A 22,176-nucleotide genomic window follows, 5' to 3' on the forward strand; every position below is an offset into this window, starting at 1 on the left:
CGCACCTCAGCTCTGGGACACGGCTTTGGGAATGATGTCGTTGGCGACCATCTCCCCGAACGGGCTGACGTAACCCGCCGCCTCAGGCAGCTTGGGACGTTCGATGTCCAGGTGCGGGAACAGCAGTTCGGCCACCCGGTAGGCCTCTTCCAGGTGCGGATAGCCGGAGAAGATGAAGGTGTCGATGCCCAGGTCCGCATACTCCTGCATGCGGGCCGCCACGGTCGGGCCGTCGCCCACCAGGGCCGTACCGGCACCGCCGCGCACCAGGCCGACCCCGGCCCAGAGGTTGGGGCTGACTTCCAACTGGTCGCGGCGGCCGCCATGCAAGGCGGCCATGCGCTGCTGGCCTACGGAATCGAAGCGCGCCAGGGACGCCTGGGCCCGGGCGATGGTGTCGTCGTCCAGATGGGAAATCAGCCGCTCGGCAGCCTGCCAGGCCTCGGCGTTGGTTTCCCGCACAATCACATGCAGGCGGATGCCGAAGCGTACGGTGCGCCCGAGTTTGGCGGCCTTGTCCCGCACCTGTTGGATCTTCTCGGCTACTGCGGCCGGCGGCTCGCCCCAGGTCAGGACCATCTCCACCTGCTCGGCGGCCAGGTCCTGGGCCGCTTCCGAGGAGCCACCAAAATACAGCGGCGGACGGGGTTGCTGCAGCGGCGGATAGAGCAGCTTGGCGCCCTTCACGCTGATGTGCTGGCCGTCGTAGTCCACGGTTTCACCTTCCAGCACCCGGCGCCAGATACGGGTGAACTCCACCGAAGCCTGGTAGCGCTCCTCATGGTCGAGGAACAGGCCGTCGCCGGCCAGTTCGTCCGGATCCCCCCCGGTTACCAGGTTGAACAGCGCCCGGCCGCCGGACAACCGGTCCAGGGTCGCTGCCTGGCGCGCCGCTACCGTCGGGGAGATGATCCCCGGGCGCAGGGCCACGAGGAACTTCAGACGCTGGGTCACCGGGATCAGCGACGCCGCCACCAGCCAGGAGTCCTCGCAGGAGCGTCCGGTGGGGATCAGCACGCCGCCGAACCCCAGGCGATCGGCAGCCTGGGCGATCTGCTGCAGGTAAGCATGATCGACGGCGCGAGCGCCTTCGGCGGTGCCAAGGTAATGGCCGTCGCCGTGGGTAGGCAGGAACCAGAAGATATTGAGGCTCATGGAGTTGTCTCCTAAGGGGTCGAATTACGGCGCTTTGGCCACGGCGGCGGTGGGCGTCCAGATCACGTCTTTGATGCTCAACGGCTTGGGAATCAGCTTGAGCTGGTAGAAGCTGTCGGCGATTTTCTGCTGCGCGGCGATCACTTCCGGGGTCAGGAAGCCCGCGCCATAGCCCTGGCGCTTAACCGAAGTGAGGGTGATGTCGGCCGGCAGGCCCAAAAGCGGTGCCACCTGTTGGGTGACCTCCTGCGGATTGCCCTTGGACCACTCGCCCACCGCCCGCACTTCTTCCACCAGGGCGGTAATCACCTCGGGATGCTGTTGCGCGTAGGGTTTGGTGGCCAGGTAGAACTGGTGGTTGTCGACGATGCCCGAGCCGTCACGCAGGGTGCGAGCCTGTAGCTGCTGCTCGGCGGCTGCCTGGTAGGGGTCCCAGATGGCCCAGGCATCGACGCTGCCCCGCTCGAATGCGGCGCGGGCATCAGCCGGCGGCAGGAACACGGTCTGGATATCACTGTATTTCAGGCCGGCGTCTTCCAGAGCGCGGACCAGCAGGTAATGGACGTTGGAGCCCTTGTTCAGCACCACCTTCTTGCCCTTGAGGTCCTGCACCGACTGGATCGGCGAACCCTTGGGCACCAGGATCGCTTCGCTATGGGGGGCCGGCGGCTCGTAGGCCACATACAGCAGGTCGGCACCGGCGGCCTGGGCAAAGACTGGCGGGGTCTCGCCGGTCACGCCGAAGTCGATGGACCCGACATTGAGGCCCTCCAGCAACTGTGGGCCTCCGGGAAATTCAGTCCACTGCACCTCGACGCCCTGCTGCGCCAGGCGCTTCTCCAGGGAACCCTTGGCCTTGAGCAGCACCAGGGTGCCGTACTTCTGATAACCGATCCGCAAGGTCTCGGCCTGAGCTTGAACAATGGCGCCGAAGGACACAGCCGCAGCAAACAGAGCGACCAGACCGCGACGCAAAATGACAGGGCGCATGGCGCTCTCCTTTTTGCTGTGGGGTTGTGGCTGCACCTGCTTGCCCGTTGGCGGGCGAGTAAGGCGAGTATTTCAATCGGGGGTGAGGCTCAAATGCTCCAGCGAGCACTCAACAGGCGTTCATTGAGCAGATGCGGATCCAGCGGCTTGGGGCGACGGGCCATGGCGCTGTGGAACTGCTCGAGCGCTTCTTTCAAGCGTTGCTCCAGGGCCTCGGCCAATTGCGGCTGGGCGCTGCCCTCGCCGTAGGCGATCTGGCTGTCCTCGGCAAAGATGCCCTGGAGCATCTCCTGGGCCTTGAGGGCCGAAAGCACCGGCTTCAATGCGTAATCCACCGCCAGCATGTGGGCAATGCTGCCGCCGGTAGCCATGGGCAGCACCACCTTGTGGCTCAGGGCCCGCTCGGGCAGCAGGTCGAGCAGGGTTTTCAGGGCCCCGGAAAACGACGCTTTGTACACCGGCGTCGCAATCAGCAAGCCGTCGGCCTGTTCGATCTGTTGCAGCAGGTCGATGACCTTGGGGCTGTCGAAGCGCGCGTGGAGCAGATCCTCGGCCGGGAAGTCCCGTACCTGGTAGCTGACCAATTCCACGCCTTGCTGCTGTAACCAGCGCTTGGCCAACTCCAGCAGCACCCCGGAACGGGAGCGTTGGCTGGGACTGCCACCGAGAGAGACCACCAGCATGCAGAGAATTCCTTGAACGAAGAAAGCGATTCGCGGGATGCGATCTCGCCGAGTTGGAGAGACCTTAACAGCCTATTTTTATATCTATAAATCTTATTTATTCATTTGTTTATTCCTTAAAAATATATAAGGAAGTATTTTCCGCAGGCAAAAAAATAGGCCGTCGGAACGGCCTTAAACCCCTGCTTTATGGATCTTTTGCTCCTGCGTGCTCCGTAGGAGCGGGCTTGCCCGCGAAAGGGTCGGCGAAACTTGCGCCGGCCTCACGACCGCCTTTGTCGGCAAGCAGGCTCCTACGGCGGTTGGTGTATCAGCGGTTGGGTTGCGGCGTCAGGCGCAGATAGGGCTTCACTGCGCGATAGCCCTTGGGAAAGCGACGCTTGATCTCTTCCTCGTCCTTGAGCGAAGGCACGATCACCACTTCGTCACCGTCCTGCCAGTTGGCCGGGGTGGCCACCTTGTAGTTGTCGGTGAGTTGCAGCGAATCGATTACCCGCAGGATTTCGTGGAAGTTGCGCCCGGTGCTGGCCGGGTAGGTGATGGTCAGGCGAATCTTCTTGTTCGGGTCGATGACGAACAGCGAGCGTACGGTCAGGGTGTCGTTGGCATTGGGGTGGATCAGGTCATAGAGGTCCGAGACCTTGCGATCGGCATCCGCCAGGATCGGGAAGTTGACCCGGGTGTTCTGGGTCTCGTTGATGTCTTCGATCCACTTGTGATGGGAGTCCACCGGGTCCACCGAGAGGGCAATGGCCTTCACCCCGCGTTGAGCGAATTCGTCCTTGAGCTTGGCGGTAAAGCCCAACTCGGTGGTGCATACCGGAGTGAAATCCGCCGGATGAGAAAACAGCACGCCCCAGCTATCGCCCAGCCACTCGTGGAAACGAATCTTGCCGGCACTGGAATCCTGTTCGAAGTCGGGGGCGATGTCGCCCAGTCTGAGGCTCATGGGTGCTGCTCCTGTGAGTGCGTGATGAAGCTACTCTGCCTGCACGGGAGACTATTTAAAAAGAATATATATCGATTTATTAATAACTGAATTGAATATTAAAAATCTCTTCACTGGACTCGCGGACAAGCGAAGACCACCCTTCTCAACAAGGTTCGAGAAGGCCTTGAGTAGCTGTAAAAAGAGGGGGATTCAGGAAGGGCTCACGGGGGTGGGCCTGACTTGAAACAACACCTCGCCCGGCATTGCGCCGGGCGAGGCTTTATCACGCTATTACAGCAGCGGGATCGAATAGCTGACGATCAGGCGGTTTTCGTCCTGATCGCGCTGGCCCGGGATGTCGTTGCGCCACATGGCGTTTTTCCAGGTCAGACCCAGGTTTTTCAGTGGACCTTCCGGAATAACGTAAGCGACGGTCAGGTCACGTTCCCACTCGCTGCGGCCAGTAGCCGAGACTGTGCGTTGTGGAGTGGTAGACCCTACCTTGCCGGATGTGTCGATGTTGTCGCCGCGCAGGTAAACAACGCCAGCAGTCAGGCCTGGCAGGCCCACTTTGGCGAAGTCGTAGGAGTAACGAGCTTGCCAGGTACGTTCACCGGCACGCGCGAATTTCTGGATCTGCATGTCGGTGGTCAGGTAAGCCGAAGAACCATCACCCTGGTTCAGCCAAGGGAAGTCGCTGTCACCGTTGCTGACCTGATAGCCGCCGCCGAAGGTGTGGCCGGAAACCGAGTACAGGAACAAGCCACTGAGCAGTCGGTTATCAACCTTGCCCTTGGTGATGCCAGTACCGTAGTCACCGGTGGTGTAGTAAGCCGAGTCGTGGCCATTGGCACCATCGTTACGGCTGTTGAAGTAACGCAGGTCGGACTTCAATACGCCTGGGCCGATGGCCCAGTTGTGCAGCAAGCCCACAAAGTGCTGTTTGTAGAAGTCCTGCAGGTTGCCATAGTAGTACTGAGCAGTAAGATCTTTGGTGATCTTATAGTCGCCACCGCCGTAGATGAACTTGTTGCTGTCACGACCGGCTGCGGTGTGAGCATTGGCGCCGGCAATCGACAACTCTTCGTTGTTGCTAGAGTTGCGGCCCTTCGCGTGCTCGATCTGACCACCGACCAGAGTCAGGTCCTTGATCTCATTGGTAGTGATCTGACCACCCTGGAAGGTTTGCGGCAGCATGCGACCATCGTTAGTCACGATAACCGGCAGTTTTGGCTGCAGGGTGCCCAGTTTCAATTCAGTTTGCGAAATCTTGGCTTTGGCAGTCAGGCCCAGACTGGAGTAGTTATCAACAGCTTCGCCATTGGACTTGCTTGGAAATACTGTACCGCCATAGGAGGTGGGAGTAGCACCGTTAGTGCCGCCACCCGAGTCCAACTTGATGCCCAGCAAGCCGATTGCATCCAGACCGAAACCTACAGTGCCTTCGGTGTAACCGGAGGTGAAGTTGAGTTGGAAGCCTTGGCCCCACTCTTCCTGCTTACTCTGAGCGCCAGCAGCTTTGGTATCGCCGTCGCGGTTGTCGGTATTGATGTAGAAGTTACGCAGCCCCAAGGTAGCCTTGCTGTCTTCGATGAAACCGGCGGCGCCTGCCTGCTGCGCCAAAACCCCTACGGCCACAGCCAGGGCCAAGGTGGACTTGTTCATGTTTCGCTCCTCTCGTTTCTAATTCTTGTGGTTCCTGGCCCCGGATCGAACGCCCGGGTGCCACAGATGCGCGATTAGCGCCAGACCGTGACTGATAAGTCAATCGTAACGACCTGTGTCTACGACCATGGTCTAATCGCAGTGATTTGGTCCATGCAGGGTAATGAATTACTCATAAACCCAAAAAGAATTGTTTAATTCTTTTTCATACCTTTCAGGAATAAAGCTCGCCATTATCAGACGACGAATCGCAGCGTAGACGCTCGCAAGCTTATTTCTGAAAAATATTCCCCTGACTCAGCCCCCAAGATCCCCTGCGTGTACAAGCGCAAAACGTCATTCAGGATCAAAAAAGCGACGCAATCATGGCTAAGAGCCTATCCTCCCGTCAATTTGTTACAGTTTTTGTATCGAAATGAAATTTTTCTGACATGTGCAACTGGCCGCCACGGTTCGATCAATTGATCGGGCCGTGGCGGCCAGTTGCGCAAAGAGGCGGGTTCAGAGGGCTTTTTCGAAGATCTTCGAATTGCGCTGGTAGTTGTACAGCGAGGCCCGGGCCGATGGCAGGCGCTCGACACTGCTGGGCACGAAACCCCGCTCGCGGAACCAGTGAGCGGTACGAGTGGTGAGGACGAACAGCGTCTTCAAGCCCTGGGCCCGAGCGCGGGTCTCGATCCTTTCCAGCAGCTCGTCGCCACGCTTGCCATGGCGGTACTCGGGGTTCACCGCCAGGCACGCCAGCTCACCGGCATCGGAATCGGCAATCTGGTACAGGGCCGCGCAGGCGATGATCATGCCCTCGCGCTCCACCACACTGAACTGCTCGATCTCGCGCTCCAGCACCTCGCGGGAACGCCGCACCAGGATGCCCTGCTCTTCCAGCGGGCTGATCAGCTCCAGCAAGCCGCCCACGTCCTCGATCGCCGCCTCGCGCACCCGCTCGAACTGTTCCTGGGCCACCAGGGTGCCGCCGCCGTCGCGGGTGAAGAGCTCGGTCAGCAAGGCGCCGTCCTCGGCGTAGCTGACGATATGGCTGCGTCCGACCCCGCCGCGGCACGCCTCGGCGGCGGCATCCAGCAGCTCGGCCTGATAGTTGCCCCCCAGGCGCTGCAAATGCGCCGGCACCTGTTGCGGGCGCAATTCGCGCACCAGCTTGCCGTTTTCATCCAGCAGGCCCGGGTCGGCGCCGAACAGCAGTAGTTTGTCGGCCCCAAGGTCGATGGCGGCGCGAGTGGCCACGTCTTCGCAGGCCAGGTTGAAGGTTTCCCCGGTGGGAGAATAACCCAGGGGCGAGAGCAGGACGATGGAACGCTCGTCCAGCAGGCGATTGATGCCTTTGCGATCGACCCTGCGCACTTCGCCGGTGTGGTGATAGTCGACGCCTTCCAGCACGCCGATCGGACGGGCAGTCACCAGGTTGCCGCTGGCCACCCGCAACCGCGAGCCCTGCATCGGTGAAGAGGCCATGTCCATGGACAGGCGCGCCTCGATAGCGATGCGCAACTGGCCCACGGCATCGATCACGCACTCCAGGGTTGCCGCGTCGGTGATCCTAAGGCCGTGATGGTAATGGGGCGTCAGGCCACGGGCCGCCAGGCGGGCTTCGATCTGTGGGCGCGAGCCGTGCACCAGCACCAGGCGCACCCCCAGGCTGTGGAGCAGCACCAGGTCGTGGACGATATTGCCGAAGTTGGGGTGTTCAACGCCGTCGCCGGGCAGCATGACCACGAAGGTGCAGTCGCGGTGGGCATTGATATAGGGAGACGCGTGGCGAAGCCAATTGACGTATTCGGGCATGAACCTGAGCCTGTAAATAAAAAGCAGCCTATGAAAGGACGAAACGGAAAACTCACAGCGGGCTGATGGTTATCGTCGGAACAGGCTTGGCAACACGCTTACTCTCCTCATGGGTACGGACAAGGCCACCGGCAATTTACTGAAATTGGGCCGGCGTCAGGCAGTAATGTTCAATCAATTCACGTAATAGATGCACGGTAGGCTGCAAGCGTGACATTTCGAGGTACTCCCCCGGCTGGTGGGCACAGGCGATATCACCCGGGCCGAGCACCAGGGTCTCGCAGCCAAGGCGCTGAAGATAAGGTGCTTCGGTGCCAAACGCTACTGCTTCGGCACGATGCCCGGTCAACCGCTCTGCCACTCGCACCAACTCGGCATCCTCGGGCTGCTCGAAAGGCGGGACCGCGGGGAACAACGGCGCATAGTCGATCTTCACTTCATGGCGTTCGGCAATCGGCTTGAGCTTCTGCCGGATGGCCTCGCGCAGCACATCCGGATCCATGCCCGGCAGGGGCCGCAGGTCGAACTCCAGGGAACACTGGCCACAGATGCGGTTGGGGTTGTCGCCGCCATGGATGCAGCCGAAGTTCAGGGTCGGTTGCGGGACGCTGAACTGCGCATTGCGGTACTCGCGCTGCCACAGCAACCGCAGGCCCCGCAGCTCGCCAATGGCATCGTGCATGGCTTCCAGGGCACTGCGACCCAGGCTCGGGTCCGACGAATGACCGCTGCGGCCGAGGATATCGATGCGCTCCATCATCACCCCCTTGTGCAGGCGGATCGGCTTGAGCCCCGTAGGCTCGCCGATCACCGCCGCGCGCCCCAGGGGTCGGCCGGCTTGCGCCAAGGCCCGCGCCCCGGCCATGGAGCTTTCTTCGTCGCAAGTGGCGAGGACCAGCAGCGGCTGCTTGAAAGGCTGATCCAGCAGGGGCCGCACTGCCTCGATGATCAGGGCGAAGAAACCCTTCATGTCGCAACTGCCCAGGCCGACCCAGCGGCCGTCGACTTCGGTCAGCTTCAAGGGGTCGGTCTGCCACAGCGCGCTGTCATAGGGCACGGTGTCGCTGTGCCCAGCCAGTACCAGGCCGCCAGGGCCACTGCCGAAACTGGCCAGCAGGTTGAACTTGCCGGGGCTGACCTGCTGGATGTCACAGGCAAAACCCAGGTCGCCGAGCCAACCGGCCAGCAGGTCGATCACCGCACGGTTGGATTGATCCAGTGCTGCTTGAGTGCAGCTCACCGATGGCGCGGCGATCAGCGCGGCAAACTGATCCTTCATGGACGGCAGGGGCATGAGCTGTCTCCGGGAATCCCAATGTGAGGCCCATCATAGAGGCATCCCGCAAGCGGAAGGAACCGCCGCGGCACCTGCGGGCGCCTTGTCCTGTACACTGCACGGCCTTGGCAGCCAACTATTCCCCGGCTGCGCTCCCGATCCTGGATTTTCCGGCCATGCAGAAAGAAACCGAAATCAAACTCCGCGTCAGCCGCGAAACCCTCGCCGCCCTGCGCGAGCACCCGCTACTGAAAAAACGCAACAAAAGTGGCTGGGAACGCCGTGAACTGATGAATCAGTACTTCGACACCCCAGAACGCGACCTGGCCCGGGCCAAAGTCGCCCTGCGCCTGCGTCGCGACGGTGACGCGGTGATCCAGACCCTGAAGACCAGCGGCCAGAGCGTCGCCGGCCTGTCCGAACGCAACGAGTACGACTGGCAACTGGCCAAGGCCAAGCTGGACGTGAAAAAGCTCGAAGGCCAATGCTGGCCCGAAGCCCTGGCCGAACTGGACAAGAAGACCCTCAAGCCATTGTTCACCACGGATTTCGTCCGCGAGCGCGCGGAAATCGCCTGGGGCCGCGGCAAGGCCAAGGTGGTGATCGAAGCCGCCCTGGACTTGGGCCAAGTCATCGCCGGCAAGCAAAAGGAAGAAATCTGCGAGCTGGAACTGGAGCTGCGTGAAGGCGAACCGGCTGCCCTGCTGGAGTTGGCAGCGGAGCTGGCCCTGACCCTGCCGCTGATGCCCTGCGACATCAGCAAGGCCGAGCGCGGCTATCGCCTGTTCGACGCCGGCAGCTACTCCCTGAGCCTGCCCGCGCCGCAATTGAGCGCCGAGACGCCCCTGGACGAAGCTTTCGCCGCTCTGGCCTGGCACCTGCTGGGCAGCAGCCAGCGCCTGGCCGAGCAGTACCGCTTCAATGGCCACTGGCGCCTGCTGCAGGACTGGGTGGACAACCTTGCCGAGCTGCGAGCCCTGGCCAGCAGCCTGGGCCAGGCCGCACCGCGCCAGTCCACCGCTGAATTGCGCAGTGCCCTGGACGCCCTGCTGGAAGACTGGCGTCCGCTGGTACAGGCCGGCCTTGATGACGAAGACGTGCGCAAGGCCGCGCCGGAGCAGTTCATCGAAGAGTTGCAGGACGTGCGCTGGGGCCTGTTCTCGCTGAATACCTCGCGCTGGCTGCTGGCCCGGGCCTGGGCCGCTGACCGCAACACCCGGGGCAACCGCCAGGGCGCCGCACAGCTGGGCAGCTGGTTGCCACGCCTGCTGGCCGAGGAAGCCACCTCCCTGCAACTGCCGCGCTATCAGCAGCAACCGGAAGACCTGGCCGAGCAGTTGCCGCGCATTGAACGCATCCAGGCCTGGTTGCACCACGCCCGCTCCGCGCTGGAGATCCCGGAGCTGGACCGTCTCTATGGCGAGTTGAACAAACTGGCCCAGCTGGCCAACGAGCCGATCACCGACGAAGCCCTCGACGCCCGCAAGCAGCAGGCCATCGCGGTGTTCCAGAACCGTGCCTGGAAAACCCTCCTGCGCCTGTAACCCCGCCCCTCAGCGCATGACCGGCAGGCTGGTGGTGGACTTGATCTCCGACAGGGCAACGATCGAGTTCACCTCCTGGATACCCGGCACCATGGACAGCTTCTCGAAGAAGAAGCGTTCATAGGCTTCGATATCCGCGGTCACGATCCGCAGCAGAAAGTCCACCGCGCCCATCAGCACATAGCACTCCAGCACTTCCGGAAAACCGCGGATCGCCTCGGTGAACTCGGTGAAGTTGGAGCGCCCGTGAGCGTTGAGCTTGATCTCGGCGAAGATCTGCGTGTTGAGGCCGATCTTCTTGCGGTCCAGCAGGGTCACCTGGCCGCGGATCACCCCCTCCTCCTTCATCCGCTGGATCCGTCGCCAGCATGGCGACTGGGACAACCCCACCTGCTCGGCGATCTGCGCACTGGAAAGCGAGGCGTCCTCTTGCAGCAGCGCGAGGATGCGGCGGTCATAGGCGTCCAAGTCGCTATGCATAATAAATACCCATAAACATTAAAAATTGAATTGAACAATTCATATTCAAGCAAATAAACCCAATCTTAGATAAGAAATACCCGAAACCGAATGTAAAAATTTCTCCACTGACCTGGAGACCGCCATGCCCCCTTTCGAGCCAGCCCCCCGCGCCGATGCCTGGAACCTCAACAATGCTCACTGTCGCGTGCACTACCGGATAGTGGCCGACGCCGAGGCCGATGTGCTGTGCCGCATCCTCAACCACTTCGCCCTGCAGTTCCTGGTGCCGCAGCGGGTGTCGATGCAGCAGCAGGACGCCACGCTGTATATGGAGGTGGAACTCGACGACCTGAGCTGGCATCGGGCCCAGGTGATCGGCGCAAAGCTGCGCAACCTGATCAGTGTCTGTGACGTGGAGCTGGAGCTGGCGGAACCTTCGCGCCTGCAGGCCGCGGGTTGATCCCGGCAAAACCCTGCAACCCTTGGCAAGCATTCCCTTGAGGCCCCGGGGACTATTCTTGGCTGTTCGTGGTCAGAGACCCACATCTGGACAACAGCCCCAAGGAATCGCCCATGAGCGCCGCGCACCTTCCCCAGGACCGCTGGCTGGACCTCAGCGAACTGCTGCGTGAATTGCTGGCCCAGGGCCGCATCAGCCAGGATGCCGCCGAGCAGGCCATGAGCGTCCGGCATCAGGCAGCCGGTAACCTGCTGCATCCCCTGGAAGTGATCGCCGGCCAGCAATTGCCCGACCTGCAGCACCCCGGCGCACATCTGGACCTGGACAGCCTCACGGCCTGGCTGGCCCGGCAAGCCGGTCAGCCTTACCTGCGTATCGACCCCCTGCGCATCGACGTGGCCAGCATCACGCCGTTGATGTCCTTCGCCTTCGCCCAGCGGCACAAGATCCTTGCCGTGGCCGTGGATGGGCAGAGCGTTACCGTGGCCAGCGCCCAACCTTACGTCAGTGCCTGGGAAGCAGACCTGGCCCATGTTCTCAAGCGCACGGTGCGACGGGTGGTGGCCAGCCCGCTGGACATCCAGCGCCTGACCCTGGAGTTCTATCGCCTGGCCAAGTCGGTCAGCGGCGCCAGCAGCGAACAGAAAGCCAGTGGCCTGGGCAACTTCGAGCAACTGCTGAAACTGGGGGCCAGCGACCAGGAGCCGGATGCCGACGATGCGCACATCGTCAATATCGTCGACTGGCTGTTCCAGTACGCCTTTCAGCAAAGGGCCAGCGACATCCATATCGAACCCCGCCGCGAGCACGGCACCCTGCGCTTTCGCATCGATGGCGTATTGCACAACGTCTACCAGTTCCCGCCCCAGGTCACCCTGGCCATCGTCAGCCGCCTCAAGAGCCTGGGGCGCATGAACGTCGCGGAAAAGCGCAAGCCCCAGGATGGCAGGGTCAAGACGCGCACCCCCGACGGCAGCGAAATCGAGTTGCGGCTCTCGACCCTGCCCACGGCGTTCGGTGAAAAGCTGGTGATGCGCATCTTCGATCCCCAGGTCCTGCTCAAGGATTTCGACCAGTTGGGCTTTGGCACCGATGACCTGAGCCGCTGGCAAGCCATGACCACCCAGGCCCACGGCATCATCCTGGTCACCGGGCCCACCGGCTCGGGCAAGACCAGCACCCTCTACACCACCCTGAAGAAGCTCGCGACCCCCGAGGTCAACCTGTGCACCATCGAGGACCCGATCGAGATGATCGAACCGGCGTTCAACCAGATGCAGGTCCAGCACAATATCGACCTGAGTTTTTCCAGCGGCGTGCGCGCACTGATGCGCCAGGACCCCGACATCATCATGATCGGCGAGATCCGTGACCTTGAGACTGCGGAAATGGCCATCCAGGCCGCACTTACCGGGCACCTGGTGCTGTCTACCCTGCACACCAACGACGCCCCCGGCGCCATCAGCCGACTGCTGGAACTGGGCGTGCCCCATTACCTGATCAAGGCCACCCTGATCGGGGTCATGGCCCAGCGCCTGCTGCGCACCCTCTGCCCGTACTGCAAGGTTCCCGCCCAGCTGACGGCGGATGACTGGGAAAGCCTGACCGGAACCCGGCACCTGCCACCCGCTGCCGGCGGCCAGCGCGCGGTGGGCTGCGCCGAATGCCGGGGTACCGGTTACCACGGACGCACCGGGGTCTACGAAATCATGCCCTTGGGTTCCCCCCTCAAAGCCCTGATCCATCGCGACCTGGATCTTGCCCGCCTGCACCACCAGGCCTGCGCGGACGGCATGCGCAGCCTGCGCCTGGCTGCCGCGCACAAGGTTGTCCAAGGCCTGACCAGCCTTGAGGAAGTGCTACGGGTCACGCCCGGCAACCAGCCCCCATAGCGGCACAGGAGGCGAACCCCAGGCGCTGGACTACGCTTGAGTCACCGCCGAGATAAGCAGGGAGCCCGGTATGAACATTCGTCAAAACATGCTCGCCACCGGGGTTGTCAGCCTCCTGGCCATTGCCCTGGTGGCCGGGCTGGGTTTATGGGGCCAGTCACGCCTGGCGCGGGCACTGGTGGACAACGAACTCAACGCCAGCGCCCTGCGCAACCACCTGGAGGCCGACATGATGCACGACGCCCTGCGGGCCGATGTGCTGGAGGCCCTGAGCAGCCAGCCCGGCGATGCCGCCGCTGGCGAAGAGGTCCGCAATAGCCTGCGCGAACACGGCGACTGGTTCCGCAAGGCCCTGGCGGAAAACGCCAAGTTGCCCCTGGCACCGGAAATCCGCAACGCCATCACCGAGCTGCAGCCGGTGCTGGAAAACTACATTCATGCCGCCGAGAACATCGCCGGGCAGGCCCTCAAGGACCCACAGGCCGCGCGCCTGCAAATGCCGGAGTTCTCCCAGCGCTTCAGCGAAGTGGAGAGCCGCAACGCCGCCCTCAGCAGCCAGATCGAAGCCAGCACCGCCCAAACCCGCGAACTCAGTGAAAGTGCGGTCCGCCAGGCCGCCTGGTGGCTGATCGGCGGCAGCCTGCTGGCCGCCCTGGCACTGGCCCTGTTGACCCGGCAGCTGCTCACCCGGGTGCTCAAACCCCTGGAAAAATCCGTGGCCACCGCCCGGGCCATTGCCCAGGGCAACCTGACCACGCCCATCAGCGTCGACAGGCATGACGAGGCCGGCCAACTGCAACAGGCCCTTGGAGAAATGCAAGACAACCTGCGGCAGATGATCACCACCATCCGCCATGAAAGCGAAGAGTTGCGCGGCCGCTCCCACAGCCTCAGCGACACGTCGCTGAGCATTGCCGACGGCGCCAGCGAACAGGCCGACGGCGCCACCAACATGGCCGCCGCCATGGAGCAGATGATCAGCAATATCGCCCAGGTGGCCGAACACGCGCGCAATGCCCAGGGCATTGCCGCCCAGTCCGAATCCCTGGCCGGTAGCGGCGGCCAGGTAATCCTCGGGGTCGTGGACGGCATGAGCCATATTGCCGAGGCGGTGAACCAGTCTTCCCGCAGCATCACCGCCCTGGGCCAGTCCTCGGAAGAGATCCACTCGATCATCCAGGTAATCAACGGCATCGCCGAGCAGACCAACCTGCTGGCCCTGAACGCCGCCATCGAAGCCGCCCGGGCCGGGGAAGCCGGCCGGGGGTTCGCCGTGGTGGCTGACGAAGTGCGCAATCTGGCAGCCCGCACCGCACAGTCCACCCGGGAAATCACCGGCATGATCGAACGCATCCGGGAAACCACCGAACAAGCCGTGAACAGCATGCAAACCGGGGTCAGCCGGGTCAACGACGGGGTCCAGATGGCCCAGCAGGCGGGCACCTCGATCAATGAGATCCGCCAGGGCGCCCAGCGCTCGGCGGTGATGGTGGAGGAGATTTCCCTCACCATCGGCGAGCAGTCCAAGGCCAGTAGCGAAGTGGCGCAACGGGTGGAGATGATCAGCCTGGTAGCCCGGCGCAACAGCCAGGCCATGCGTGAGCTGACCCAGACCGTGGAGCAGATGGAAAACTCCGTGGCCACCTTGCAGACCTCGGTCACCCGCTTCCAACTGTGAGGCCACGGGCACGCCGGTGATGTGTGTCCTGATGATGCAAGGGCCACGGTATCTCTGCGCGCGACCGGGCGCCGCCGTACACTCGCCCCCTGTGCCCCTTGATCACATCTGAGCAGGAGAATGTTATGCAGATCGGAAGCGTGTTGTTACTTTTCGTCGGCCTCGCCGTGGCCATCGTCTTCATGGGTTTCAAGGTCGTGCCCCAGGGCTACCAATGGACCGTGGAACGCTTCGGCCGCTACACCAACACCCTGAAGCCGGGGCTGAACATCATCATTCCGGTGATGGATCGCATCGGGCGCAAGATCAACGTGATGGAAAGCGTGCTGGATATCCCACCCCAGGAAGTCATCACCGCCGACAACGCCACGGTGCAGATCGACGCCGTGTGTTTCTTCCAGGTGGTCAACACCGCCCAGGCCGCCTATGAGGTCAACAACCTCGAGCATGCCATCCGCAACCTACTGCAAACCAATATCCGTACGGTGCTCGGTTCCATGGAACTGGACGCCATGCTCAGCCAACGTGACGGCATCAACGAGAAACTCCTGCGAACCGTCGATGAGGCCACCGCCCCCTGGGGGATCAAGATCACCCGGATCGAAATCAAGGACATCAGCCCACCCGCCGACCTGATGGCGGCCATGTCCGGGCAGATGAAGGCCGAGCGGGTCAAGCGTGCGCAGATCCTCGAAGCCGAAGGCCTGCGGGCCGCCGCCATCCTTACCGCAGAAGGCAAGAAGCAGGCACAGATTCTTGAAGCCGAGGGCGAACGCCAGGCGGCATTCCTCGAATCCGAAGCCCGGGAGCGCCAGGCCGAAGCCGAGGCCCGGGCGACCCAAGTGGTGTCCGAGGCGATTGCTACCGGCAACGTCCAGGCGATCAACTACTTCGTCGCGCAGAAATACATCGATGCCCTGGGCAAACTGGCGTCGGCCAACAACAGCAAGGTGATCCTGATGCCCCTGGAGGCCAGCCAGGTCATCGGCGCCGTGGGCGGCATCGGCGAGATCGTCAAGGCCACGTTCGACAGCAAGAAGGTCTGAGGCAGGCTTCATGTTGGCATTTGTGCAAGCTCTATCGTTCTGGGACTGGCTGGCCCTTGGCACCATCCTGCTGATCTTCGAAGTATTCGGGGCCGGCGGCTACCTGCTGTGGATCGGCCTCGCAGCCGCCACAGTCGGGGTCCTGACCTTTCTCATTCCCGGCCTGTCATGGGAGGTGCAGTTCCTCCTGTTCGGCCTGCTGTCGGTGCTCACCGCACTGTACTGGTGGCGCCGCCAGCGCAGCGTGGTACGCCCCAGCGATCAGCCGAACCTCAACCTGCGGGGCCAGGAGCTGATCGGCAAGACCTTTGTGGTGCACCAGGCGATTGTGGACGGCCGCGGGCGGATCAAGGTGGCCGACGGCGTGTGGATCGCCAAGGGGGCCGACGCCCCCGTGGGCGCCCGGGTGCGGGTGGTGGGCCAGGAAGGCGCAATCCTGTTGGTCGAAAACCTTGACTGATGAGTCACGGAACTCCGCGGGGTTATCTAGAATCAAACGATGCAGATACCCCCTTTCGGAGTCACCCATCATGCGTCTGAAAATTGCTGTCGCCACCCTTGCCCTGCTGTCTCTTCCCGTTGGTTCGGCAATGGCCGACACCTTCTGGCGTAACGTCATTTCCTCCGGGGCCACCACCGGCTCCACCTACCTGACCTTCAAGGACCACAAGTTGATCGTCGCCGCCCAGGATGACGCCGGCAGCTTCGTTGCCAGCGATGGCAGCATTCGCGGCCCGTACCTGGAAGCCGCCATGCAGAAAGTCCGCGCCGACAACCCCGGCCTCAAGGCCACCGACATGGAACTGGCCAACGCCATCCTGGCGAAGAACGCTGTCGCTCAGGAGTAACCGTTGCCCCAGGGATGGCCGACAGCAAACGCCGACCCCAGGGTCGGCGTTTTTGTGTGCCCGATCAGCCGGCTAGACCCCAGGTGTGCGGGACACTGCAGCCAGGCCGGCCAGGGCATAACTCATCATGTGCTCGATCAACGCCGGTGGATCCAGCTCCAGGCCGGGCAACACATTGCGCGCCAGCGGCTGATGGGCGATCAGCAGGAACAGGCAGGGCGCAAAAACGCTGACGGCGCTGCGCAGGGTAACCGGGTCCTCAGGCGATAGATCCATGATCTGGCCGAGGATGGTGCGCACGATCTTCGCCTTGGGAAACGCCTGCTCCTCCAGGATCGCCGGCAGCACCGCGGAGGGTGACAACAGTTCGCGGGTCAGGACTTTCAGCGCCCAGCCCTCACGCTGGTTGCCAAGCCCCTCGATGAGCACGGTGATGATCGCCCGCAGCTTGTCCTCGGGGCTGCCCTGGCTTTCACTCAGGCTGATCATGGTCTCGATCCGCACCAGGCGGTCGTGGGCCTCGCGCAGCACCGCCCGATACAGGCCGTCCTTGTTCTCGAAGTGGTAGTTGACCGAGGCGTTGTTGGCCCTGGAGTTCTCGCAGATCTGCTTGCTGGTGGTGTTGGCGTACCCCAGCTCAGCAAAAAGCTGGCCGGCCGTCTCCAGGATCTGTTGGCGGGTAGCCTGGCCATCCTGACGCGGCGTACGGGCCGCAGTTGGCTGCGGGGAAGCGGAAACGGCCATAGGCGCTCTCACTAAGTTAAATTCAAATTTGACTTTTGTTTATGGACTGCTTAGCTACAAAGCGCCAGTTTCTCGTTCAATTCCGTCAAGGGTTGCAGCGAAATGGCGGCTATCTGTCAATTCACGCCAAAGGATATCAGCATGGAAGCGCGCAACATGACTCCCTTCACCTACTTCTCACTGCCCATGCAGAAGCTGTTCCTACGCAATCAGGCGGCGGTCAGGAACAAGCCCTACGCCAAGTATTTCCGGTCGGAAATGCGCGTGCCGCTGTCCGCCGTCCGCAAGATTCAGCAAGGCCCCATGGCCCTGGAAGACACCCTGACCCCGAGCATCGAGGACATCAATCGCCTGCTCGAACCGGACTTTGTCAGCGAGGAATCCGGTTACGCCCTGCTACCGGGCCCGATGGCCTACGTGCAAAGCCGCAAGTTCTTCCCCGGCTGCACCGCGCAGATGTTCAAGTGGTGGTTCATCTGGCACCCCGCGGAATCGGAGCGCTACACCCTGTGGTTCCCCTATGCCCATGTCAGCAACCCATGCGTGCACCACCAGCGCCTGTGCGATGAGTCCCTGAGTTTTGAGGAACGGCTGTATGGCAACACCTTCTGCGCATCGGAATATGTCGGTGATCGCCTGATGCACCTGCATATCGACTTCCAGCAGCCGGCCAGCCTGGGCCTGAACACCGATCTGTATCGCGAAGCGAAGATCGACGGCAGTGTCAGCGCCCTGATGAGCCTGGCGGATCATCCTGAGGTACCGGTGTCGTTGATGGTGCATCTGTTCAAGGAAGTACCGGACGGCATGTACCTGACCAGCCGTTACTGGGTCGGGGCGCACCCGTCGATGGCCCGCTTTCCTGGGGCAGAAAAGGCTGCATCGCTGCTGAAGGAAAATGGCTTTGGCGAGGCCGAACTGGAGACCCTGGCCTACGAGTTCGCGGTGCACGACATGTGTGAGTTCAATCATCTGGCCAGCTTCCTGCCGGACCTGTATCGAGAGTTTGGCACCCCCGCAGCCTGAAACAACAGCCATTAAGCCCGAGAAACTCCAGGGCTTAATGGCTCGAAAGGATCAACGTTGCGTACCAGGACAAACACCGTTGATCAGCAGAGAAGTGAACTCCTCGATGTCCTGTTCCACCGTCAGTTGCTCAGTCAACAGCCGATACCAGCAAAAGCCGAAGATCATATCCAGCAGTAATTCACGGTTGGTGTCCTTGGGCAGCTCGCCGTTGCTGATGGCATTTTCCACCAGTTTTTTCGGCATTTCCCTTCTGCGCTCCATGAACTGATCCTTGAGCTGGGTCAAGGTTGCGGGATCCAGTTGCGCTTCGGCGATCACACAGCGAAAGGCTTCGCCGCAAATAGTCTCCCTCCAGACTTTCCAGAGATTTCGCAGCAAAAAGTCGAGATCTGCCTTGAACGAGCCGAGATCAGGAAACTTTCTGACTTGTTCGCTCTCGTTTTCATAAACCTCGGCGATCAACGCCGCCTTGTTCGTCCACCAGCGATAGATAGTTGGCTTGCTGGCCCCCGCCCGACGGGCGACGGACTCGATACTGAGCCCGGAATAGCCGCATTCCTTAAGGATTTCGATGGTGGAAGTGAGAATGGCTTTATGAGTATGGGGACTTCGCAAAGAGCCGATGGAGCTGCGAGAGGGGGTACGAGCCACAATAAAAAATCTCCAGGCAGGGCGCTTGACAAACGCAACGCAGGGTATAGGATTCCCTCGAATCGAAATGAAACGGTCCGTTTCGTTTCATTCTTGAAAGAATCATGAATTTCTTACACCGATCTATCTAGTTTTTAAAATATCGCGTAAGGGTTGAGCAGCTCAGGCCTTGTAACTTGGAGTTCCTCGAATTCGAGGCTTCGGCCCTTTTCCCTTAAGAGATTAGATCGTCTGAAATTATTACTAAACGAAACGTTCCGTATCATAGCACAGTGAGGTGAATAAAAACAGCTTTCGAGTGGGTTTTCCCCTATTTGGAGTCTGCTGTTAAACCGCTCTGGCCTGCAGGTTTCATCAGGTGTGGCCAGGAGAAAGGCAGCAAAACTGTTTTCCGTATGTTTCAAGGGTGCTTCTGAGCAGGCACGACCCAGTTTTCTGAAAAGAATGGAATCAAGAGGAAAATGAACGTGAAAAAGATAGGTATTGTCAGCTATGGCGCGGGTATTCCGGTATGCCGCCTGAAAGTCCAGGAAGTGATCAACGTCTGGAAAAACACCGACCTCAAGCTGGTGGAGGAAAACCTCGGCGTCACGGAAAGAGCCGTGCTGCAACCGGATGAAGATGTCATCACCCTCGGGGTGCTGGCGGCGCAACGGGCCCTGGATAAAGCCCCCGGTCATCAGATCGAAGCCCTGTACCTGGGCACCTGCACCAATCCCTATGACTCACGGGCCTCGGCTTCGATCATCCTGGAAATGCTCGGCAGCGGCTACGACGCCTATTGCGCCGACGTGCAGTTCGCCGGCAAGTCCGGAACTTCTGCCCTGCAGATCTGCCAGGCGCTGGTGGCTTCCGGCATGACGGGCAGCGCCCTGGCCATCGGCGCCGACACCATCAACCGCAACACCGCGCCGGGCGACCTGACCGAATCCTATGCCGGGGCCGGAGCCGCTGCGCTGCTGATCGGCAGCCAGGATGTCATCGCCGAATTCGACGCCAGCTTCTCTTGCGCCGCCGATGTCGCCGACAACATCCGCCCCCAGGGCGATCGCTACATTCGTTCGGGCATGGGCCTGGGCTCGGACAAGAACAGCATCGGCCTGGAAGACCAGACCCGCCGCGCCGCCGAAGGCCTGATGGCCAAGCTGCACACCAGCCCCGCCGACTATGACTATGTGGTGTTCCAGCAAAACCTGGTGTCCACGCCCTACTCCCTGGCCAAGCACCTGGGCTTCAACCCCAAGCAGGTGGAACCGGGCATCTATGCCGGCAACGTTGGCGATGCCGGATCGGCCAGCCCGCTGCTCGGCCTGATCAACGTACTGGACCAGGCACGCCCGGGGCAGAAAATTCTTTTGGTGTCCTACGGTTTCGGCGCCGGCAGCGACGCCATCGCCCTGACCGTCACCGACGCCATCGAGCAGTACCAGAAGCACAACAAGCCTCTGCGCGAACTGCTGGAATCCAAGATCTACGTCGACTACGGCACGTCCATCAAGTACGAGTTCAAGTACCTGCGGGCTGACTACGCCCTGACCGCCTATCTCTGATTACGCCTGTCTACGCAAGGAGCATGCACATGTGCGCACGTCGTGTTGCAATCGTTTCGGCCGCCTATACGCCGAAACCCGGAAGTTCACGAGTTCGGCAGACGTTCAAGGAAATGATCGTCGAGTCCGCCTACAAGGCACTCAAGGACGCCAAGATGCACCCCCGGGAAATCCAGGCCGTGGCCTATGGTTATCACGGTGAAGGCATTTCCGAATATGGCGGCCTGGGCCCGACCATTTCCGACGCCCTGGGCATCAGCCCGGCGCCGACCTTCATGAGCACCGCCAACTGCACCAGCAGCTCGGTGTCGTTCCAGATGGGCCACCAGATGGTGGCGTCCGGGGAGTACGACATCGTCCTATGCGGCGGCTTCGAGAAGATGACCGATCACTTCAACTACGCCGAATACATCGGCTCCAGCACTGAATGTGAATACGATTATTTCCTCGGCATTTCCCACACCGATGCCTTCGCCCTGGCCACCGCCGAGTACTTCCAGAAGTTCGGCTATGCCGGTCGCGAGGCCGACGTACTGGCCACCTTCGGCCGGCAGATGCGCATCTACGCACAGAACACCCCCACCGCCACCCGTTATGGCCAGCCGATTCCATCCCTGGAAGTGTTGAAGAACAGCGAAGCCTGCGGCTCGATGCTGGCCTGGGGCGAAGCCAGTGGCTGCGCGATCCTGGTGGCCGAACACCTGGCCCACAAGTACACCGATAAACCGGTGTTCGTACGCGGTTGCGCCTATACCGGGGTCTCCCACTATTTCGGTACGCGCTTTCACAACCCGACCCTGCATCATCCGGGCCTGCCCAAGGATGTGGGCATGGCGGTTTCGGCCAACTCCATCGCCTGTGCGGAGATCGCCTACAAGAAAGCCGGGATCACCGCCAAGGACATCGACGTGGCCCAGGTCTACGACCTGCTCGGCGCCGGGCTGATCCAGATGGAGTCCATGGGCATCTGTGGCAAGGGCCAGGCCGGCGACTTCGTGCTCGAAGGCGGCATCGCCCTGGATGGCCAGCTGCCGCTCAATACCGACGGCGGCAACATCGGCCGCGGCCATGCCTCCGGCTGCGACGGCATCCTGCACATCACCGAGCTGTTCCGGCAGCTGAGGGGTGAATCCGACAACCAGGTCAAGGGCGCGCGCATCGGCGTGTCGCAGAACCTTGGCGGTTACGCGGCGCACAACTCAGTGATTGTCCTCTCGAACGACTAAGGAGCCCGGACCATGTCCATGTACCCAGAACAGATCCACAGAATGACCACCGCCAGCATGCTTCGCGAATGGCGCGAGCATGGCGGCAAGTACCGCCTCGAAGGCAGCCAGTGCGAAGAATGCAACGAAATCTTCTTCCCCCGGCGCACCGTCTGCGGCGCTTGCAACTCCCTGAGTGTGAAGCCGTATCGCTGCGCGCGCAGTGGCAAGATCGAGGTCATGGCCCCGGCCGAGAACCCGATCCTGGCCGCCATGGGCTATGGCGAAACCGTGCCGCGCATCATGGCCATGGTGCGCCTGGACGACGGCCTGGTGATCGCTTCGGAAATCGTCGATGTGTGCGATCAGCAACAGCTGAAAGTCGGTGCGCCGGTGCGCATGGTGATCCGCAAGCATGTGCGCGAAAGCAACCTGGCCTGGCAATACGCTTATAAGTTCGTACTCGATATATAAGTTGTTATTCAAGGTGCCTTTATATAAGGCACCTTGAAGTTAGCCATTAAAATAAAATCCAACTTAAAAGTTACATCAACGGCAACTTCACGC

General features: G+C 61.5%; 21 protein-coding genes and 1 pseudogene. 12 read left to right on the forward strand and 10 right to left on the reverse strand.

The genetic code is table 11. The annotated features are described in order from the left end of the window. Positions 1-6 precede the first annotated feature (6 nt). The 7 genes from ssuD to argE all read right to left on the reverse strand — a co-directional run bounded on the left by ssuD (position 7) and on the right by argE (position 8,518). A complete protein-coding gene (gene ssuD / locus AC1RGE_RS23045) occupies positions 7-1,155 on the reverse strand; it encodes an FMNH2-dependent alkanesulfonate monooxygenase (RefSeq protein WP_015637415.1) in 1,149 nt (382 codons plus the stop codon). Between the two features lie 24 nt (positions 1,156-1,179). Continuing rightward, on the reverse strand, positions 1,180-2,145 hold the full coding sequence (locus AC1RGE_RS23050; protein ID WP_011064110.1) for a sulfonate ABC transporter substrate-binding protein: 966 nt from the start codon (positions 2,143-2,145) through the stop codon (positions 1,180-1,182). An 89-nt stretch (positions 2,146-2,234) separates the two neighbouring features. After that, positions 2,235-2,828 carry an NADPH-dependent FMN reductase gene (ssuE, locus tag AC1RGE_RS23055; RefSeq protein ID WP_492585087.1) on the reverse strand — a complete coding sequence of 198 codons (594 nt, stop codon included), beginning with the start codon at positions 2,826-2,828 and terminating at the stop codon, positions 2,235-2,237. A gap of 310 nt (positions 2,829-3,138) precedes the next feature. After that, positions 3,139-3,777 (reverse strand): peroxiredoxin, encoded by a 639-nt coding sequence (locus AC1RGE_RS23060; protein WP_011064112.1) that lies wholly within the window; start codon positions 3,775-3,777, stop codon positions 3,139-3,141. 273 nt (positions 3,778-4,050) lie between these two features. Then, complete coding sequence (locus AC1RGE_RS23065) at positions 4,051-5,424, reverse strand: OprD family porin (protein ID WP_072451828.1); 1,374 nt, start codon at positions 5,422-5,424, stop codon at positions 4,051-4,053. A gap of 501 nt (positions 5,425-5,925) precedes the next feature. Beyond that, positions 5,926-7,224, reverse strand: a complete 1,299-nt coding sequence (gene argA, locus AC1RGE_RS23070) for an amino-acid N-acetyltransferase (RefSeq protein WP_011064114.1) — start codon at positions 7,222-7,224, stop codon at positions 5,926-5,928. Between the two features lie 136 nt (positions 7,225-7,360). Beyond that, positions 7,361-8,518: an acetylornithine deacetylase gene (argE, locus tag AC1RGE_RS23075; protein WP_019093577.1), complete on the reverse strand. Its 1,158-nt coding sequence runs from the start codon at positions 8,516-8,518 to the stop codon at positions 7,361-7,363. Between the two features lie 158 nt (positions 8,519-8,676). Here argE and AC1RGE_RS23080 point away from each other — a divergent pair, with 158 nt between their 5' ends. After that, positions 8,677-10,044: a CYTH domain-containing protein gene (locus tag AC1RGE_RS23080; protein WP_019093576.1), complete on the forward strand. Its 1,368-nt coding sequence runs from the start codon at positions 8,677-8,679 to the stop codon at positions 10,042-10,044. A gap of 9 nt (positions 10,045-10,053) precedes the next feature. On the opposite strand, the gene AC1RGE_RS23085 is transcribed toward AC1RGE_RS23080, so the two are convergent. Continuing rightward, positions 10,054-10,524 (reverse strand): Lrp/AsnC family transcriptional regulator, encoded by a 471-nt coding sequence (locus AC1RGE_RS23085; protein WP_011064117.1) that lies wholly within the window; start codon positions 10,522-10,524, stop codon positions 10,054-10,056. A 124-nt stretch (positions 10,525-10,648) separates the two neighbouring features. On the opposite strand from AC1RGE_RS23085, the gene AC1RGE_RS23090 reads away from it, so the two are divergent. The 7 genes and pseudogenes from AC1RGE_RS23090 to AC1RGE_RS23120 all read left to right on the forward strand — a co-directional run bounded on the left by AC1RGE_RS23090 (position 10,649) and on the right by AC1RGE_RS23120 (position 16,430). Next, positions 10,649-10,966 (forward strand): ACT-like domain-containing protein, encoded by a 318-nt coding sequence (locus AC1RGE_RS23090; RefSeq protein WP_011064118.1) that lies wholly within the window; start codon positions 10,649-10,651, stop codon positions 10,964-10,966. 113 nt (positions 10,967-11,079) lie between these two features. After that, a complete protein-coding gene (gene tfpB / locus AC1RGE_RS23095; protein WP_492585089.1) occupies positions 11,080-12,858 on the forward strand; it encodes a type IV pilus assembly ATPase TfpB in 1,779 nt (592 codons plus the stop codon). A gap of 496 nt (positions 12,859-13,354) precedes the next feature. Further along, positions 13,355-13,681: pseudogene (locus AC1RGE_RS23100) on the forward strand (HAMP domain-containing protein); the annotation flags it as partial. A 141-nt stretch (positions 13,682-13,822) separates the two neighbouring features. Beyond that, positions 13,823-14,536: a methyl-accepting chemotaxis protein gene (locus AC1RGE_RS23105; RefSeq protein ID WP_370059455.1), complete on the forward strand. Its 714-nt coding sequence runs from the start codon at positions 13,823-13,825 to the stop codon at positions 14,534-14,536. 125 nt (positions 14,537-14,661) lie between these two features. Then, positions 14,662-15,582: an SPFH domain-containing protein gene (locus AC1RGE_RS23110; RefSeq protein WP_011064121.1), complete on the forward strand. Its 921-nt coding sequence runs from the start codon at positions 14,662-14,664 to the stop codon at positions 15,580-15,582. A 10-nt stretch (positions 15,583-15,592) separates the two neighbouring features. Then, positions 15,593-16,042, forward strand: a complete 450-nt coding sequence (locus tag AC1RGE_RS23115) for an NfeD family protein (RefSeq protein ID WP_065365057.1) — start codon at positions 15,593-15,595, stop codon at positions 16,040-16,042. Positions 16,043-16,112: 70 nt separating this feature from the next. Continuing rightward, positions 16,113-16,430: a DUF2388 domain-containing protein gene (locus AC1RGE_RS23120; protein WP_011064123.1), complete on the forward strand. Its 318-nt coding sequence runs from the start codon at positions 16,113-16,115 to the stop codon at positions 16,428-16,430. Between the two features lie 72 nt (positions 16,431-16,502). Here the strand turns inward: AC1RGE_RS23120 and AC1RGE_RS23125 are convergent, their stop codons facing one another. Further along, positions 16,503-17,174, reverse strand: coding sequence for a TetR/AcrR family transcriptional regulator (locus AC1RGE_RS23125; protein WP_011064124.1), 672 nt, complete (start codon positions 17,172-17,174; stop codon positions 16,503-16,505). Between the two features lie 141 nt (positions 17,175-17,315). On the opposite strand from AC1RGE_RS23125, the gene phlG reads away from it, so the two are divergent. After that, positions 17,316-18,200: a 2,4-diacetylphloroglucinol hydrolase gene (phlG, locus tag AC1RGE_RS23130; RefSeq protein ID WP_019093573.1), complete on the forward strand. Its 885-nt coding sequence runs from the start codon at positions 17,316-17,318 to the stop codon at positions 18,198-18,200. A gap of 51 nt (positions 18,201-18,251) precedes the next feature. On the opposite strand, the gene AC1RGE_RS23135 is transcribed toward phlG, so the two are convergent. Continuing rightward, complete coding sequence (locus AC1RGE_RS23135) at positions 18,252-18,854, reverse strand: TetR/AcrR family transcriptional regulator (RefSeq protein WP_011064126.1); 603 nt, start codon at positions 18,852-18,854, stop codon at positions 18,252-18,254. A gap of 461 nt (positions 18,855-19,315) precedes the next feature. Between AC1RGE_RS23135 and AC1RGE_RS23140 the strand changes: the two genes are divergently transcribed. From AC1RGE_RS23140 to AC1RGE_RS23150, 3 genes are read left to right on the forward strand one after another with little or no spacing between them, the layout of a single operon-like run. Further along, positions 19,316-20,404, forward strand: coding sequence for a hydroxymethylglutaryl-CoA synthase (locus AC1RGE_RS23140; RefSeq protein WP_492585090.1), 1,089 nt, complete (start codon positions 19,316-19,318; stop codon positions 20,402-20,404). A gap of 29 nt (positions 20,405-20,433) precedes the next feature. Continuing rightward, entirely contained in the window at positions 20,434-21,630 is a 1,197-nt protein-coding gene (locus AC1RGE_RS23145; RefSeq protein ID WP_011064128.1) for a thiolase family protein, read from the forward strand. A gap of 12 nt (positions 21,631-21,642) precedes the next feature. Further along, positions 21,643-22,083 carry a Zn-ribbon domain-containing OB-fold protein gene (locus tag AC1RGE_RS23150; RefSeq protein ID WP_011064129.1) on the forward strand — a complete coding sequence of 147 codons (441 nt, stop codon included), beginning with the start codon at positions 21,643-21,645 and terminating at the stop codon, positions 22,081-22,083. The last annotated feature ends 93 nt before the right edge of the window (positions 22,084-22,176 follow it).

Source organism: Pseudomonas sp. GW823-FHT02C05, assembly GCF_058797595.1.

Coding starts and splice junctions, on each gene's coding strand:
- AC1RGE_RS23060 (WP_011064112.1), bottom strand. CDS start 3,777: ATGAGCCTCAGACTGGGCGACATCGCCCCCGACTTCGAACAGGATTCC.
- AC1RGE_RS23050 (WP_011064110.1), bottom strand. CDS start 2,145: ATGCGCCCTGTCATTTTGCGTCGCGGTCTGGTCGCTCTGTTTGCTGCG.
- AC1RGE_RS23085 (WP_011064117.1), bottom strand. CDS start 10,524: ATGCATAGCGACTTGGACGCCTATGACCGCCGCATCCTCGCGCTGCTG.
- AC1RGE_RS23125 (WP_011064124.1), bottom strand. CDS start 17,174: ATGGCCGTTTCCGCTTCCCCGCAGCCAACTGCGGCCCGTACGCCGCGT.
- AC1RGE_RS23140 (WP_492585090.1), top strand. CDS start 19,316: ATGAACGTGAAAAAGATAGGTATTGTCAGCTATGGCGCGGGTATTCCG.
- AC1RGE_RS23110 (WP_011064121.1), top strand. CDS start 14,662: ATGCAGATCGGAAGCGTGTTGTTACTTTTCGTCGGCCTCGCCGTGGCC.
- AC1RGE_RS23120 (WP_011064123.1), top strand. CDS start 16,113: ATGCGTCTGAAAATTGCTGTCGCCACCCTTGCCCTGCTGTCTCTTCCC.
- ssuE (WP_492585087.1), bottom strand. CDS start 2,828: ATGCTGGTGGTCTCTCTCGGTGGCAGTCCCAGCCAACGCTCCCGTTCC.
- argE (WP_019093577.1), bottom strand. CDS start 8,518: ATGCCCCTGCCGTCCATGAAGGATCAGTTTGCCGCGCTGATCGCCGCG.
- tfpB (WP_492585089.1), top strand. CDS start 11,080: ATGAGCGCCGCGCACCTTCCCCAGGACCGCTGGCTGGACCTCAGCGAA.
- AC1RGE_RS23105 (WP_370059455.1), top strand. CDS start 13,823: ATGGAGCAGATGATCAGCAATATCGCCCAGGTGGCCGAACACGCGCGC.
- AC1RGE_RS23090 (WP_011064118.1), top strand. CDS start 10,649: ATGCCCCCTTTCGAGCCAGCCCCCCGCGCCGATGCCTGGAACCTCAAC.
- phlG (WP_019093573.1), top strand. CDS start 17,316: ATGGAAGCGCGCAACATGACTCCCTTCACCTACTTCTCACTGCCCATG.
- ssuD (WP_015637415.1), bottom strand. CDS start 1,155: ATGAGCCTCAATATCTTCTGGTTCCTGCCTACCCACGGCGACGGCCAT.
- AC1RGE_RS23065 (WP_072451828.1), bottom strand. CDS start 5,424: ATGAACAAGTCCACCTTGGCCCTGGCTGTGGCCGTAGGGGTTTTGGCG.
- argA (WP_011064114.1), bottom strand. CDS start 7,224: ATGCCCGAATACGTCAATTGGCTTCGCCACGCGTCTCCCTATATCAAT.
- AC1RGE_RS23150 (WP_011064129.1), top strand. CDS start 21,643: ATGTCCATGTACCCAGAACAGATCCACAGAATGACCACCGCCAGCATG.
- AC1RGE_RS23080 (WP_019093576.1), top strand. CDS start 8,677: ATGCAGAAAGAAACCGAAATCAAACTCCGCGTCAGCCGCGAAACCCTC.
- AC1RGE_RS23115 (WP_065365057.1), top strand. CDS start 15,593: ATGTTGGCATTTGTGCAAGCTCTATCGTTCTGGGACTGGCTGGCCCTT.
- AC1RGE_RS23145 (WP_011064128.1), top strand. CDS start 20,434: ATGTGCGCACGTCGTGTTGCAATCGTTTCGGCCGCCTATACGCCGAAA.